Source organism: Nocardioides pyridinolyticus (assembly GCF_054653575.1).
This window is the reverse complement of the sequence record NZ_BAAIFY010000002.1, coordinates 35,831-50,598: the sequence shown is the minus strand read 5'-3', so window position 1 is coordinate 50,598 and position 14,768 is coordinate 35,831. Positions and strand designations below refer to the sequence as shown.

Annotated in this window: 16 protein-coding genes; 3 read left to right on the top strand and 13 right to left on the bottom strand. The window is 72.6% G+C overall.

The features are described from left to right. Positions 1-6: 6 nt before the first annotated feature. From ACYQ0U_RS02295 to ACYQ0U_RS02235, 13 genes are all read right to left on the bottom strand, one after another. Positions 7-690, bottom strand: coding sequence for a response regulator (locus tag ACYQ0U_RS02295; RefSeq protein WP_459968970.1), 684 nt, complete (start codon positions 688-690; stop codon positions 7-9). Positions 691-804: 114 nt separating this feature from the next. After that, a complete protein-coding gene (gene hpf, locus ACYQ0U_RS02290; RefSeq protein WP_459968968.1) occupies positions 805-1,434 on the bottom strand; it encodes a ribosome hibernation-promoting factor, HPF/YfiA family in 630 nt (209 codons plus the stop codon). Between the two features lie 366 nt (positions 1,435-1,800). Then, a complete protein-coding gene (locus ACYQ0U_RS02285; protein ID WP_459968966.1) occupies positions 1,801-2,490 on the bottom strand; it encodes a ComF family protein in 690 nt (229 codons plus the stop codon). 57 nt (positions 2,491-2,547) lie between these two features. Further along, positions 2,548-4,287 carry an LpqB family beta-propeller domain-containing protein gene (locus ACYQ0U_RS02280; RefSeq protein ID WP_459968964.1) on the bottom strand — a complete coding sequence of 580 codons (1,740 nt, stop codon included), beginning with the start codon at positions 4,285-4,287 and terminating at the stop codon, positions 2,548-2,550. Continuing rightward, on the bottom strand, positions 4,284-5,987 hold the full coding sequence (gene mtrB, locus ACYQ0U_RS02275) for an MtrAB system histidine kinase MtrB (protein WP_459968962.1): 1,704 nt from the start codon (positions 5,985-5,987) through the stop codon (positions 4,284-4,286). The genes ACYQ0U_RS02280 and mtrB overlap by 4 nt, the downstream gene beginning before the upstream one ends. Positions 5,988-5,991: 4 nt before the next feature. Further along, positions 5,992-6,726: an MtrAB system response regulator MtrA gene (mtrA, locus tag ACYQ0U_RS02270; RefSeq protein ID WP_459968960.1), complete on the bottom strand. Its 735-nt coding sequence runs from the start codon at positions 6,724-6,726 to the stop codon at positions 5,992-5,994. Positions 6,727-6,793: 67 nt separating this feature from the next. Further along, entirely contained in the window at positions 6,794-8,236 is a 1,443-nt protein-coding gene (ahcY, locus tag ACYQ0U_RS02265) for an adenosylhomocysteinase (protein ID WP_459968958.1), read from the bottom strand. Positions 8,237-8,294: 58 nt separating this feature from the next. Next, the gene (locus tag ACYQ0U_RS02260; protein ID WP_459968957.1) at positions 8,295-9,239 is read right to left on the bottom strand and encodes a DUF808 domain-containing protein; all 945 of its coding nucleotides are present in this window, start codon (positions 9,237-9,239) and stop codon (positions 8,295-8,297) included. Positions 9,240-9,249: 10 nt separating this feature from the next. Beyond that, positions 9,250-10,389 carry an acyltransferase family protein gene (locus ACYQ0U_RS02255; protein WP_459968955.1) on the bottom strand — a complete coding sequence of 380 codons (1,140 nt, stop codon included), beginning with the start codon at positions 10,387-10,389 and terminating at the stop codon, positions 9,250-9,252. Positions 10,390-10,418: 29 nt separating this feature from the next. Then, on the bottom strand, positions 10,419-11,444 hold the full coding sequence (locus ACYQ0U_RS02250; RefSeq protein WP_459968953.1) for an SIS domain-containing protein: 1,026 nt from the start codon (positions 11,442-11,444) through the stop codon (positions 10,419-10,421). Between the two features lie 11 nt (positions 11,445-11,455). Beyond that, positions 11,456-11,623 carry a Trm112 family protein gene (locus tag ACYQ0U_RS02245; RefSeq protein WP_459968951.1) on the bottom strand — a complete coding sequence of 56 codons (168 nt, stop codon included), beginning with the start codon at positions 11,621-11,623 and terminating at the stop codon, positions 11,456-11,458. A gap of 4 nt (positions 11,624-11,627) precedes the next feature. Beyond that, positions 11,628-12,992 (bottom strand): phosphomannomutase/phosphoglucomutase, encoded by a 1,365-nt coding sequence (locus ACYQ0U_RS02240; RefSeq protein WP_459968949.1) that lies wholly within the window; start codon positions 12,990-12,992, stop codon positions 11,628-11,630. 24 nt (positions 12,993-13,016) lie between these two features. Beyond that, positions 13,017-13,376, bottom strand: a complete 360-nt coding sequence (locus ACYQ0U_RS02235; RefSeq protein WP_459968947.1) for a DUF3499 domain-containing protein — start codon at positions 13,374-13,376, stop codon at positions 13,017-13,019. 49 nt (positions 13,377-13,425) lie between these two features. Here ACYQ0U_RS02235 and ACYQ0U_RS02230 point away from each other — a divergent pair, with 49 nt between their 5' ends. The 3 genes from ACYQ0U_RS02230 (at position 13,426) to ACYQ0U_RS02220 (ending at position 14,764) form a co-directional block, all read left to right on the top strand. After that, positions 13,426-13,851, top strand: coding sequence for a metallopeptidase family protein (locus ACYQ0U_RS02230; protein WP_459968945.1), 426 nt, complete (start codon positions 13,426-13,428; stop codon positions 13,849-13,851). A 258-nt stretch (positions 13,852-14,109) separates the two neighbouring features. Beyond that, positions 14,110-14,520 carry an NAD-dependent epimerase/dehydratase family protein gene (locus tag ACYQ0U_RS02225; RefSeq protein ID WP_459968943.1) on the top strand — a complete coding sequence of 137 codons (411 nt, stop codon included), beginning with the start codon at positions 14,110-14,112 and terminating at the stop codon, positions 14,518-14,520. An 85-nt stretch (positions 14,521-14,605) separates the two neighbouring features. Then, positions 14,606-14,764, top strand: a complete 159-nt coding sequence (locus tag ACYQ0U_RS02220; RefSeq protein ID WP_459968941.1) for a hypothetical protein — start codon at positions 14,606-14,608, stop codon at positions 14,762-14,764. Positions 14,765-14,768: the final 4 nt, after the last annotated feature.

Sequence of the window (14,768 nt, the reverse complement as noted above, 5' to 3'; positions counted from 1 at the left end):
CGGTGGCTACGGAAGTTCGAGCAGCTTCTCCTTGACGGCATACATGACCGCCTCCATGCGGGAGTGGAGCTGGAGCTTCTCGAGGATGTTGCGGACGTGGTTCTTGACCGTGTTCTCGGAGATGTAGAGGTCCTTGGCGATCTCCCGGTTGTTCATGCCCTTGGCGACCAGGCGGAGCACCTCGAGCTCACGGTCGGTGAGGCGCAGGCCCGGGACGTGGTCGCGCTCGGGGCGCGACATCTGCTTGAACTCGTCGATCAGCTTCACCGCCATCGACGGGCTGATCAGCGACTGGCCGTCGGCGACGACGCGGACGGCCTGGGCGACCTCCTCGATCGAGGAGTCCTTGAGCAGGTAGCCGGAGGCGCCGCTCTTGACCGCTTCATAGAGATCGGCCTCCTCGTCGGAGACCGTCAGCATGATGATCTTGGTGGTGGGGACCGCGTCCTTGATCGCGAGGCAGGCCTCGATCCCGGAGCGCTTGGGCATCCGGATGTCGAGCAGCACGACGTCGGGTGCGGCGGTCGCCGCGAGCGAGGTGCCCTCGACGCCGTCACCGGCCTCACCGACGACCTCGATGCCGGTCTCGGCGGCGAGGAGCATGGTCAGGCCACGGCGGAACAGCTCCTGGTCGTCGACGACGAGGACCCGGATGGGCTCGCGCTCGGCGTCGGTCGGTTGCTGGGCCACGGGACGATCATGGCACGACCGGGCGGTCTCTGGCTTCTGCCCGGGTGGGGAAAACCACCAGGCGGGATGGCCCGGATGGGCCACCCCGCCTGCGTGGACGTTCCCAGACCGGTCTCAGCCCTCGGTGTCGAGGTCCAGCGAGATCACGCCGTAGTCGTAGCCGCGCCGGCGGTAGACGACCGACGGGCGCTCACTCTCCTTGTCCACGAACAGGTAGAAGTCGTGGCCGACCAGCTCCATCTCGTAGAGCGCCTGGTCCAGGGTCATCGGCGCGGCGGGGTGCGACTTCTCGCGTACGACGAGCGGACCGTCCCCGGCCACGTCGATCGGTCCGACCTGCCGGTCGTGGGTGGTCACGTTCGCGTCGTCGGGTTCGGCGGCGACGTCCTCGACGGTGCCGGCGAGCGCCTGGCCCACGGACACCGGCGCCTTGGCGCCCCGGTGCACGCGACGCCGGTCGGCGGCGCGACGCATCTGCGCGGCCATCTTGTCGACCGCGAGGTCGAGCGCGGCCATCTTGTCGGCGGCGCACGCCTCGGCCCGGATCACGGGTCCCTTGGACAGCGCCGTGAGCTCGAGCCGGACGGCGCGGTCGGCCTGCCGCGGGTTCCTCTCGCACTCCACCTCCACGTTCACGCGGATGATGCGATGGTCGTGCTTCTCGAGCCTCGACAGCTTGTCCTCGACGTGACTGCGATATCTGTCCGACAGCTCGCAGTGACGGCCCGTGACCACAACTTCCATGTGAACCTCCCGTTAGACGATTGGTTGCGTGCAGCCCGCACTCGGGGCGGGCAGAGGAGTCCGTCCGGCCGACCTGGTCTTCGACCCCACAACCGCCTGCTGAGGCTTCCGCAGCTTCTCTGCCACTACTGGCCTTCTCCCGCCGGCCGTCGCATCTGACGACGGTGACGAGGCAGGACTTACCACTAAGCCGCACCGTGATCCCGGGCCCTGCTGCAGCAGCGGGGCCTGGTTACGTGGACCGCTTCGCCTGCGACTGGCATCGGCTTGCCGACGTGGCGCCCGGGCTGGCCGGGGCGCCTCGACGACGCAACCACGGACCCGGACGGACTCCATGCAGAGACGTTAGTCCAGCACTGGTGACGATTAAAGGGCGGGAGGTCCCGACCTGCGGGCGGTCGCCGCGACGGCGGCGATCGCCGTGACCTCCAGGCCCACGGACTCCAGCGCCCGCTGCGCCTCCCGCGCGGTGGCACCCGTGGTGATCACGTCGTCGCAGACGACGATCCGGGCGCGCGGCGTCGCCCGCGCGAGCCGCCGCAGCCCGGCCGAGGGGCAGTGCAGCGACCCGGCCAGGTTCGCCGCCCGCTCCGCCGCGCCCAGGCCCGCCTGGTCGCGCAGGCCCGGCCGCGTCCGCAGCAGGGGTACGGCGAGGAGGCCGGTCTCCCGCGCTGCGCCCGCCACCAGCGCGCCCGTGGGGTCGTGGCCGCGGGCGCGGACGGTGGCGGGCCGCGACGGCACCGGCACCAGCACGACGGGACGGTCGGCCTCGGCGGCGCGAACGGCCGCGGCCAGCATCCGCGCGAGCGGCGGGCCGAGCGAGAGCACCCTGCGCTCCTTGTGCGCCAGCACGAGCGACCGGACGGCGCCGGCGTACTCGTCGGCCGCCCACGGCGGCGCCAGCCCGGCCGGCACGGGGGTGGGCCACGCGGGGCGGCCGGCGTCGGGCAGCGCGGCGGCACAGGCGCGGCACAGCGACCGGCCGGGGCGCCCGCAGGCCAGGCAGCACCCACCGAGGAGCAGGTCGAGCGCGCCGTCCACGAGGTCCCGGTTCACGCCCCGATGCCAGCACCCCGGCGCCGGCGTCTCAACCGGCGCCCGCACGCCTGTGGATCACCCGACGTAGACGACGGCCCGCGTGCGCGGCTCGACGGCCAGCGGCCGCTGGTCGGGGTCGCCGAGGTCCACCAGCCCACCGCGGAGGATCCCGTAGATCGGCTCCGTGCTCACCGGCGACCCGGCCAGCCCGAGGAGGTCGCCCTCCACGGTCGTGGCCGCGACCTCCGGGTTCATCGGCGCCCCGTCGACCGAGGCCGGCGCGATCTCGGCCAGCTCGGGACCGAGGGGGTTGAGCACCGCCAGCGTGGAGCTGGTGCGCCACGCGATGTCGTCGATCGGCAGCCCGGCCTCGTCCCCGACGTCGAGCCGCTCGGCGCTGACCGCGCCGATCACCCGGCCGCTCGCCGAGTGCTCGATCCGGCTCAGCAGGAGCTGGTCGCCCGTCGCACCGCGCACGACGGCGACCAGGCGGGTGCCGTCGCGGGACACCAGCAGGTGCTGGACGTCCTCGCCGGTGATGCCCGGGACCCGGACGAACCGGCGGCGGTCGGTCCGGGCGTCGACGTACGACACGCGGGCCGCGGTGCCGTCCGGCCCCCGGTCGAGCAGCCACATCCGGTCGAAGAAGTCCCACGCCGGCCGCAGGAAGTCGTCGCCGAGCGCCACGGTGCGGACGGCGTCGTCCTCACCGATGGAGGCCGCGAGCACCTGCGCGCCGTCCCGTGTCACGCCCGCGACCGAGGTGCCCTCGAGGTTCACGCCGACCGAGCGGAGGTCGTACTCGGGCTCGCCGAACGGCCCGTTGACCGGGGCGAGCAGAGGTGCCGAGCCGGACACGACCCGCCCGCGGCTGAGGCCGAAGAGCAGCGGCGTCGCCTGGAAGCCCGACGGGTCGTACTGGAGACCGCTGTCCACGGGGTACGACGCCACGCCCCCGGGCAGCGGCACCGGCTGTCCGCCGATGGACAGCGTGACCGACTCGATCCGCTGCTCCTGGCGCAGCGTCCAGGCAAGCTGCACCATCATCCGGTCGACCGTGTTCGGCGACAGCTGGCCGGGGTCGCCGGTCAGCAGGACGTCGGCCACCCCGTCCTCGGACACGGTGACGCCGACGGCGACCTCGAGCCCGGGTGGCACGAAGCTCTGCTCGACCTGCTCCAGGCCGGGGCCGGGGCCCATCAGCAACGACTCGGTGAGGGTGGTGGCGAGCTGGTCGCCGCGCGGCACGAAGATCGGCTCGGGGCTGAGGATCGAGGCGGTCGGGTCGAAGAAGTAGAGCGAGACCTGGCGGAAGCGGTCGGCGAACCAGCTCTCCGGAACCATGAGTGCGTTCGGCACGGCGTCGATGCGCCACTCGCCGTCCTCGTAGACCATCGGGAACTCCACGATCCGCTGCCGGGCCGGCAGCGCGCCCTGCCAGGCGCCGCGCTCGTCGAGGTGGTTCGCCCCGGGCAGCGTGATCACGACGTCCTGGCCGTCCTCGCGCGGGCTCGGCGGCGCGGAGTAGGTGATCGTCGACTTCTGCGGGCGCCAGGCCGCCGCGGCGTCGGAGGTGAGGTACTTCACCGCGGTGTTGGTCTGTGACGGCCAGGCCTGCATCGCGTTGATGAAGCCGCGCACGATCTCCGGGCGCGAGGCGCCGTCGCGCGGCGGCAGCGGGTCGATGAACGGCGCGCCCTGGCCCGACGGGGTGAGCTCACCGGTCTCGGTCTCGACGACGGGGCCGTCGTGGGGCAGGGAGGCGCACCCGGCCAGCAGCAGGACCACGACGAGCAGGAGCGGCAGCCGCCTCACGGGACCGGCTCCGCCACGTCGGTGGGCACCAGCGGGAGCGGGCTGTGCCGGAGCACGCCGCCCGCGCGCCGGGGCAGCGTGAGCCGGAACTGCGCGCCCTCGCCGGGACGGCCCCAGGCCTGGAGCCAGCCGCGGTGCAGGTGGGTGTCCTCGAGTGCGATCGAGAGGCCGAGACCGGTGCCTCCGCTGGTGCGGGCGCGGGCCGGATCGGCGCGCCAGAACCGGTTGAACACCATCGAGGCCTCCCCGGCCGCCAGTCCGACGCCGTAGTCGCGCACCGCGATCGCGGCCGCGTGCTCGTCGCCGGCGACGTGCACCACGATGCCGTCCGGCCCGTCGGCCGCCGCGTGGTCGATGGCGTTCGTGAGGAGGTTGCGCACGATCCGCTCCACGCGGCGCACGTCGGCCTCGGCCAGGCAGGCGTGGCCGGGGGCGTCGACGGTCACGTGCACGCCCCGCTGCTCGGCGAGCGGCCGGGTGGCGTCGACGATCCGGTGGGCGACGTCGACGAGGTTGACGTCGTCGGTGTCCAGCACCGCGGCGCCGGCGTCGAAGCGGCTGATCTCGAGCAGGTCCGCGAGCAGGGTCTCGAAGCGGTCGAGCTCGGTCTGGAGCAGCTCGGCGGCGCGGGCGGTCGCGGGGTCGAACCCGTCGCGGGCGTCGTGGAGCACGTCGCCGGCCATGCGCACCGTCGTCAACGGCGTACGGAGCTCGTGGGAGACGTCCGAGACGAACCGGCGCTGCACCCGGCTGAGCTCCTCCAGCTGGCGGATCTGGCGCTGGAGGTTGCTCGCCATCTGGTTGAACGACGTCGCCAGGCGGGCGAGATCGTCCTCGCCGGACACCTTGAGCCGCTCCTGGAGCTGGCCCGCGGCCAGCCGCTCGGCGACCCGGCGGGCCATCCGGATCGGGCTGACCACCTGGCGGGTCACCAGCCAGGTCATGCCGGCCACCAGCACGAGCAGCAGCGTCGCCGCGGCGAGCAGGGCCCGCGTGACGAGGTCGAGCGTCTCCTCCTGCTCGTCGAGGGGGAAGAGGTAGTAGAGCGTGTAGGTCTCGCCGTCGGCCGGCAGCAGCACCTGGGAGCCGACGACGATGGCCGGCTCCTCGGTCGTCGCGTCGCCGTCGACGGTGCGCATGGTGGTGTAGGTCCACGCGGTCGAGGCGTCGGTGGCGTCGAAGTGCTCCTGGAGCGCCTCCGGGACGCTGCTGGTGTCGAGGTTCTCGGTCGAGGCGGTGCCGCCGTCGTCGATCCGCGCCCCGGGCTCCGCGGGACCGACCAGCACCACCGAGAAGCCCCGGGTCTCGCCCCGGGCGATGAGGATGCCGGCCAGGTTCTGCTGCTGCTGCACGGCGTCGCTGCCCGACGCCCGGGACGCCACGAGCAGCTCCCGGGCACCGGTCGTCTCGTCGTTCGCCTCGGCCACGACCGTGTCGACCCGGTGGTCGAGCAGGCCCTCCCGGGTCTGCTGGAGCAGGAACCAGCCGACGATGCTGATGACCGCGGCCGAGAGCAACACCGTGCTGGCGACGACCCGGGCCTGGATCGAGCGGCGCCAGAAGGTCAGTCCCCGCCGGATCGACTCCGGGAGCCGCCGGGTGCCGCCCAGCGAGCTGCCCAGTGAGCTGCCGAGTGAGCTGCCCAGAGAGCTGCCGGGAGAGCTGCCGGGAGAGCTGTCGGGGGTACGCAGGCGCAGCATGGCCCTAGGACGTTCCGGCCTTGTACCCCACGCCCCGCACGGTCACCACGATCTCGGGGTTCTCCGGGTCGTGCTCGACCTTGGACCGGAGCCGCTGGACGTGGACGTTGACCAGCCGCGTGTCCGCGGCGTGCCGGTAGCCCCACACCTGCTCGAGCAGCACCTCGCGGGTGAAGACCTGCCAGGGCTTGCGGGCCAGGCACACGAGGAGGTCGAACTCGAGCGGGGTGAGGCTGATCCGGGCACCGCCGCGGGTCACCGCGTGCCCGGCGACGTCGATGCTCAGGTCGCCGATGGCCAACGTCTCCGGGCTGGGGGCGTCGAGCCGCCGGACCCGTGCCCGGATCCGGGCGACCAGCTCCTTGGGCTTGAACGGCTTGACGACGTAGTCGTCGGCCCCGGACTCGAGGCCGACGACGACGTCGACGGTGTCGCCCTTCGCGGTGAGCATGACGATCGGCACACCGGACTCCGCCCGGATCTCCTTGCAGACGTCGATGCCGTCCTTGCCGGGCAGCATCAGGTCGAGCAGGACCAGGTCCGGGCGGTAGTCGCGGAACTCGTCCATGGCGAGGTCGCCGCGGGTCACCATCCGGCTCTCGAAGCCCTCCTGGCGGAGCACGATCGTGAGCATCTCCGCCAGGGATGCGTCGTCGTCGACGACCAGCACGCGACCCTTCGCGGCCGACTCACCGGTCGCGGCAGCCGTTGCCCCCACAGACTCGCTCATGTCCCCCATAGTGCCTCAATGCGCGCGGCCTGAGCTCGCGAAGGCTGAGACTCAGGCATCGAGGCCTCGAACAGGCTCAGTAGCGGTACTGGTCCGGCTTGTACGGGCCGGCGACGTCGACGCCGAGGTAGGCGGCCTGGTCACCGGTGAGCTCGGTCAGCTTCACGCCGAGCGAGTCGAGGTGCAGGCGCGCGACCTCCTCGTCGAGGTGCTTGGGCAGCACGTAGACGCCGACCGGGTACTCCTCGGTCTTGGTGAAGATCTCGATCTGGGCCAGCACCTGGTTGGTGAACGAGTTCGACATGACGAACGACGGGTGGCCGGTCGCGTTGCCGAGGTTCATCAGGCGGCCCTCGGAGAGCACGATGATCGACTTCCCGGTCGGGAAGGTCCAGACGTCGACCTGCGGCTTGACGTTCTTCCGCTCGGCGACACCGGGGGCCTCGAGGCCGGCCATGTCGATCTCGTTGTCGAAGTGGCCGATGTTGCCGACGATCGCCTGGTGCTTCATCGCCTTCATGTGCTCGACGGTGACGACGTCCTTGTTGCCGGTCGCGGTGATGATGATGTCCGCGATCGGGAGGGCGTCCTCGAGCGTGGTGACCTGGTAGCCGTCCATCGACGCCTGCAGCGCGCAGATCGGGTCGATCTCGGTGACGATCACACGGGCACCCTGGCCGCGCAGCGACTCCGCGCAGCCCTTGCCGACGTCGCCGTAGCCGCAGACGACCGCGACCTTGCCGCCGATGAGGACGTCGGTGGCGCGGTTGATGCCGTCGATCAGCGAGTGGCGGCAGCCGTACTTGTTGTCGAACTTCGACTTGGTGACCGAGTCGTTGACGTTGATGGCCGGGAAGAGCAGCGTGCCCTCGCGCATCATCTCGTACAGGCGGTGGACACCGGTGGTGGTCTCCTCGGTGACGCCCTTGATCGAGTTGGCGATCGGGGTCCAGTGGTTCGGGTTCTGCGCCAGGACCTCGTTCAGGACCTCGAAGATGATCCGCTGCTCGGTGCTGGTGGCCGAGGCCGGGTCCGGCGCCTGACCGGTCTTCTCGGCCTGGACGCCGAGGTGGACGAGCAGGGTCGCGTCACCGCCGTCGTCGAGGATCATGTTCGGCAGCTGGCTCTCCCCGTCCTTGGCGGGCCAGTCGAGGATCTGCTGGGTGCACCACCAGTACTCCTCCAGGGTCTCGCCCTTCCACGCGAAGACCGGGACGCCCTGCGGGTCGTCGACGGTGCCGTTCGGGCCGACCGCGATCGCGGCGGCGGCGTGGTCCTGGGTGGAGAAGATGTTGCAGGAGGCCCAGCGGACCTCGGCGCCGAGCGCCACCAGCGTCTCGATGAGGACGGCGGTCTGGATCGTCATGTGGAGCGAGCCCGCGATCCGCGCGCCGGCGAGGGGCTTGTGGGCGCCATAGCGCTCGCGCATCGCCATCAGACCGGGCATCTCGTGCTCGGCGAGCTGGATCTCGGTGCGGCCGAAGTCGGCCAGGCTGAGGTCGGCGACCTTGAAGTCCATGTCTGCTCCTGGGTCCGGAAAGAGGCGGAAGCTGCCAAGGACCCGAGCGTAGAACGGGCTACTCGTTTCGGGAGAATCCTCGACACATCCGGTCGACCGCGGGCCTGAGGAGCGTCAGCACGCCGATGATCAGCAGGCCGAGCAGCAGGCCGAGGACCGCGGAGAGGGCGGTGTTGACGAGCCAGCCCTGGACGCCGTGGTGGACGGCCTCCTCGGCGTGGTGCACGAGGTCGTAGAGCGGGTGCCAGCCGAGCTCGTGCAGGCCGAGCAGGACGATGTGGCCGCCCACCCAGAGCATCGCGGCGGTGCCGACGAGCGAGATGACCGCGAGCAGCCGCGGCGTGCCGACGACCAGGCCGTGGCCGACCGTCCGAGCGAACGACGAGGTGCGCTGCGCGAGCGAGAGGCCGACGTCGTCGAGCTTCACGATGATCGCCACGACGCCGTACACGGCGATCGTGATGGCGATGGCGACCACGACCAGGATCGCCAGGCGGGTGAGGAACGGCTCCTCGGACACCTCGTTGAGCGCGATCACCATGATCTCGGCGGAGAGGATGAGGTCGGTGCGGATCGCGCCGGACACCATCTGCTTCTCGGCCTCGGGCCCGCTCTCGGCGACCGGGGTGTCGTGGTGGTCGCCGCCGCCACGGACCTTGTGCCAGACCTTCTCGGCGCCCTCGTAGCAGAGGTAGGAGCCGCCGACCATGAGGATCGGCGTCAGCAACCACGGCAGGAACTGGCTGAGCAGCAGCGCCGCCGGCAGGATGAGGAGCAGCTTGTTGCGCAGCGAGCCGATGGTGATCTTCTTGATCATCGGCAGCTCGCGGTCGGCGGTGACGCCGTGGACGTACTGCGGGGTCACCGCGGTGTCGTCGACGACCACGCCCGCGGCCTTGGTGGTGGCTCGGCCCGCGGCCGCCCCGACGTCGTCGATGGACGCCGCCGCCATGCGGGCCAGCGCGGCCACGTCGTCGAGCAGCGCGAAGAGCCCTCCAGCCATGGGGCGGAGCCTAGCGGGAGGACCCGACCTGCCCGGCGACCGACTCGGAGGCCGACTCGGAGGCCGACTCGGAGGCCGACTCGGTGGCCGACTCCAGCTCGGCCTGCACCTCGGGCTGGACCTGGTCCTTGGCGATGGTGAGGTCGACCGCGTGCTTCACGTGCCGCTCGGCGTACCCGAGCGGGTCGACGAGGTCCTGGAGGCGCGACGCGAGCGGACGCCAGGCCAGCACCAGGGCGAGCAGCACGGCGGCCACGGTGGTCACGGCGAACGTGATCGGCAGCGGGTGGGCGTCGGCCCAGCCGCCGTAGCCGGCGTACTCGGCGCCCTTCACGAAGAACCCGTGGAAGAGGTAGACGACCAGCGTGTAGGCGCCCATCCGGGTGAACCATCCGGTGACCCGCGGCACGAGCGCGAAGAACGCCCACGCGCCGAGGACGCCGATCGTCAGCACGAGCGCGCGGGTGAGCAGGGCGCGGACGTCGTCGGCGTAGCCCATGTCGTCGTAGCGCGAGCGGTAGTAGAGCCACTCGGTGCTCGCCCAGACGTCGATCCAGGTGGTCGCGATCCAGATCCCGATGAAGACGCCGACCGCCGCGACCTGCGAGGGGCGCCGGCGGAGCAGCTCGAGCCGCTCCGGCGTCGCCTTGAGGCCCATCACGAAGAACGGCAGCAGGCCGAGGACGCGGGCGATGTCGAGGGTGTCGCCGGCGTAGATCCCGGCGACGAGGCTGACCGCCACGGCGACCACGATGCCGAGCGGCATCGGGCGGAAGATCGGCGTCAGCAGCCGCCAGAAGAAGAGGGCCGCGAGGTACCACATCGGCCAGTGCGGGTCGCGGAACAGGTCGTTGAGCTCCTCGCCCCCGACGAGGATCCGGAACATCGCGATCGCGCACTCGAAGAGCAGGTAGGGAACCACGACCGTGCGGACCAGCTGCCACATCCGGACCTTGGTGTAGGCGAACTTCTTCGACAGGAAGCCGGTGACGAACACGAACGCCGGGACGTGCCAGGCGTAGAGGAAGTCGTAGAAGTGGTCGGTGACCGCGTTGTCCGGCAGCAGCACCCAGGCGTGGCCGACGACGACGAGCGTGACGAGGGCCATCTTGGCGTTGTCGAACCAGGGGTCGCGGGTGGTGGTGGACACCCTTCCGGTCTACCCGGCGGACGGTGAACTCAGTCCTCGACCAGGCCTACTCGCAGGTACTCCGAGGCGTAGGTGCCGCTCAGGAGCAGTGAGGCATATCTCGCCACCTCGGAGGGGGCGTCGGTGGTGACGGTCTCGACGCGTACGCCGCGGGCCGCGGCCGCCGCCTGGAGCCGGCCGCGCTGCTCCCGGACGACGGGCTCGTCGCTGCCGTCGTCGAGCACCACCAGCACCGGTCGCCGCTCCCCCGTCTCGTCGGCGAACGGGTCGTCGAACACATCGCGCTGCCGCGCGCCCTCGAGCACCGGCAGCAGGTGCTCGGCGTCGCCGGCGAGCGCGGTGCGGCCGGTGACCCGGCGGACCGACTCGGCGACCCGGCGGGCCGCGCGGGCGGCCAGCACCGACCCGCCCCACACCAGCGGGCTGGCGTCGGCGAGGGCGATCGCGGTCATCTTGGCGGGGTTGACCGCGAGGTCGCGGTGCGGCGAGCAGCCGATCGCGACCTGGTCGAGCGCGTCGGCCACCTGCTCGGCGTCGGCCTCGGGCCCGAGCGAGACCCGGTGCAGGAAGTCGAGGACGACCACGGCCGTCGCGAGCTGGTCGCGGGTGCCGGTCGGGAGGATCGTGCTCCAGCGACCGGCCGCGTGGTCGGCCACGAGGCAGCCGGGCGGGCACGCGACGACGACCTGGCAGCCCCGGCGGACCGCCTCGGCGACCGCGGACGCGGTGCCGGTGTCGGCGCCGTCGGGCGCGAGCACCACGACGAGGTCGAGGCTGCCGGCCCAGCCGGGCAGCGCGGGTCCGGGCCAGGCCACGAACGGCACCGGACACCACGGCTCCAGGACCGCGCGCAGCAGGCGGGAGTCCGGGCCGGCGGCGACGACCGCGCGGGGGCGGGCGAGCCCCTCCGCGCGGCGTACCGCCTCCTCCAGCGACTCCGCGGCGTCGCCGGCCGCGAGGCGGACGCGCGAGCCGGACTCGGCCAGCGCCCGGAGCCGGACGTCGCCCTCCAGGGCGGCGTCGTCGAGGCGGGACTCGTCGAACCAGGTGGCCATGTCGTGTCCGGTCAGTCGGGCTTGCGGGCCTCGTCGACCAGCAGGACCGGGATGTCGTCGCGGATCGGGTAGGCCAGGCCGCAGCCGCTGCACACCAGCTCCTCACCGGTGAGGGCGAGGTCGGAGCGGCAGGCCGGGCAGACGATGATCTCCAGCAGCGCGGGGTCGATGTTCGGCATCGGTCTACTTCCTGATCTGGGCGAGCACGGCGTCGCGGACGCTCACCATCGTGGCCTCGTCGCGGCCCTCGGCGTTGAGGCGGAGCAGCGGCTCGGTGTTGGAGGGCCGGACGTTGAAGGTCCAGTCCGCGTGGCTGACGGTCAGGCCGTCGAGGCGGTCGGTGGTGACGCCGTCCTGGGCGGAGTACGCCGCCTCGAGGTCGGCCACCACGGCCGCCGGGTCGGCGACCTCGCTGTTGATCTCGCCGGACAGCACGTAGCGCTCGAACTCGGCGAGAAGGTCCGAGAGCGGCCGCTCGGTCTCCGCCAGTGCGGCGAGGGCGTGGAGCGCGGCGAGCATCCCGGAGTCGGCGCGCCAGAAGTCGCGGAAGTAGAAGTGCCCGCTGTGCTCGCCGCCGAAGATCGCGCCGGTCTCGGCCATGGTCGCCTTGATGAAGGAGTGGCCGACGCGGGTGCGGACCGGCGTGCCACCCAGCTCGCACACGATCTCGGGGACGGCGCGGCTCGTGATGAGGTTGTGGATCACGGTCGCGCCCGGCTCCTTGGCGAGCTCGCGGGCCGCGATCAGCGCGGTGAGCGTCGAGGGCGAGACGAGCCGGCCCTTCTCGTCCACGAGGAAGCAGCGGTCGGCGTCGCCGTCGAAGGCCAGGCCGATGTCGGCGCCCTCCTCCAGCACGCGGGCCTGGAGGTCGCGGAGGTTCTCCGGCTCGATCGGGTTCGCCTCGTGGTTCGGGAAGGTGCCGTCGAGCTCGAAGTACATCGGCACCAGCTCGACCGCGTCGCCGAGCCGGGCGAACACCGCGGGCGCGGTGTGGCCGGCCATGCCGTTGCCGGCGTCGGCGACGACCTTGAGCCGGCGGCCCACGACCGGGGCGAGCGAGAGCAGGTGGGCGGCGTACGCCTCGAGCACGTCGTGCTCGGTGATGTCGCCGGGCACCGGGCCGGGACCCGGCCGCTCGAGCGCGAGGTCGCGGATGTCGGCGAGGCCGGTCTCCATGCCGATGGGCCGGGCGTGGCCGCGGCACATCTTGATGCCGTTGTACTGCGCGGGGTTGTGGCTCGCGGTGAACATCGCACCCGGGTGGCCGAGGTGGCCGGAGGCGAAGTACAGCTGGTCGGTCGACGCGAGCCCGATCATCACCACATCGGCGCCGGCCGCGCTGGCGCCGTCCGCGAACGCGCCCGCCATGCCCGGCGAGCTGGGCCGCATGTCGTGGCCGACCACCACGGTCGCCGCCCCGGTGACCTGCACGAACGCCGCCCCCGTCGCCCGGGCCAGCGCCTCGTCGATCTGGTCGGGCACGGTCCCCCGGACGTCGTACGCCTTGAAGACGGCGTGCACGTTCGCCGGATCGAGGGTGTCGGCCATGGCGGCGACTCTAGTGCGCCGGGGTCAGTCGGAGGTGAGCACCCGGAGGTGCCCGCGGCGGGTGACCTCGCGGCCGGTCTCCTCGGCGCGTCGGATCTGCGCGGGCGGGGCCGGTCGGGCCGCCTCGCGGACGGCGTCGGCGAGCGCGAGCAGGTCGTCGCTGGAGGGGCCCTGGGCCGCGGGGTCGGCCGCCAGCCGCAGCACCTCCCAGCCGCGCGGTGCGCTCAGGCGCTCGCTGTGCTGCTCGCAGAGGTCGTAGGCGTGCGGCTCGGCGTAGGTCGCCAGCGGCCCGAGCACCGCCGTCTGGTCCGCGTAGACATAGGTCAGCGTGCAGACCGCGGGCCGGCCGCAGGCGGTGCGCGAACAACGGCGGGCAGGACTCACGCGGCAGACGGTACCTCCCACCCGGGTCCGCGCCGATTAGGCTCGCGGCGTGGATCGCAAGCCTCGTCAGCGGGACCGTCGCGGCCGCGGGATGCGCGGCCCCGCCGTCCTCCCCCGGACCCCCGGACGGCCCGAGACCCGCACCCGCCGCGAGCGCTTCGACGACCTCGCCCTCGGCATCGTCACCGACATCGACGAGCGCTGGCAGGACCGCCTCGGCCTGGTCGAGTACGCCGTCGAGGACACCCCGCAGCTCCCCGACGACTGGGACCCGGGCACGGTGCCGCTCTCCTCGCTCGTCCGCGGCTCGGGCACCGACCCCACCCGGCTCGTGCTCTTCCGCCGCCCCATCGAGCACCGCGCCGAGACCCGCGAGGACCTCGAGGCCCTGGTGCTGACGATCGTCGTCGAGCAGGTCGCCGAGCTGCTCGGCATCGAGGCCGAGCAGGTCGACCCGAGGTACGAGAAGGACTGAGGGCCGGGTCCGGCGGTGAGCTGGCCACCGAAAGCGCCGGCCGAACGGTGGCTCACACACCGCCGGCCCGCGTCCGCCCGGCCGGCGGTGAGCTGGCCACCGAAAGCGCCGGCCGAACGGTGGCTCACACACCGCCGCCCCGCGTCCGCCCGGCCGGCGGTGAGCTGGCCACCGAAAGCGCCGGCCGAACGGTGGCTGACGCACCGCCGGCCCGCGTCCGCCCCGAATGCCCGGCCACCCCCTCGGGAACCGGGCCGCATGCGGATCGCGATCACCGGCGCCAGCGGCAACGTCGGGTCGGCGCTGGTGCGGCGGCTCCAGCGGGACGGCCACGAGCTCGTCGGGATCGTCCGCCGGCCACCGGACGACGACGGCGTCGAGTGGTACGCGGCGGACCTGACGACCGACGCGAGCGACGAGGTCCTCCGGGAGGCGTTCGCGGGCGCCGACGCGGTGGTGCACCTGGCGTGGGGCTTCCAGCCCACCCACCGGGTCGCCTACCTGGAGGCGCTCGGGGTCGGCGGCACCCAGCGGGTCGTGCGGACGGCGATCGAGCAGCGCGTGCCGCACCTGGTCCACCAGTCCTCGATCGGCGTCTACTCGCCGCGGCGGGACGCGGTTCCGGTCGACGAGGACTTCCCGACCCACGGCATCCCGTCCTCGCCATAGAGCCGGCACAAGGTCGCCGCGGAGCGCCTCCTCGACGACGTCGAGCGCGAGCAGCACACCATGACGATCACCCGGATGCGGCCGGGTGCCCCGCAAGCCCGCCCGCCGGGTGCTCGACGAGGTCGTCGCGGGCCTGGCGTCGGCGGACGCCGGCGACACCCCGGTGCTGCGCCAGCACAGCGTCTCGCGGGAGGTGGCCCGGCTGCTGGACCGCGGTCCGGTCAGCCGGCGACGCCACCCCTAGCCGC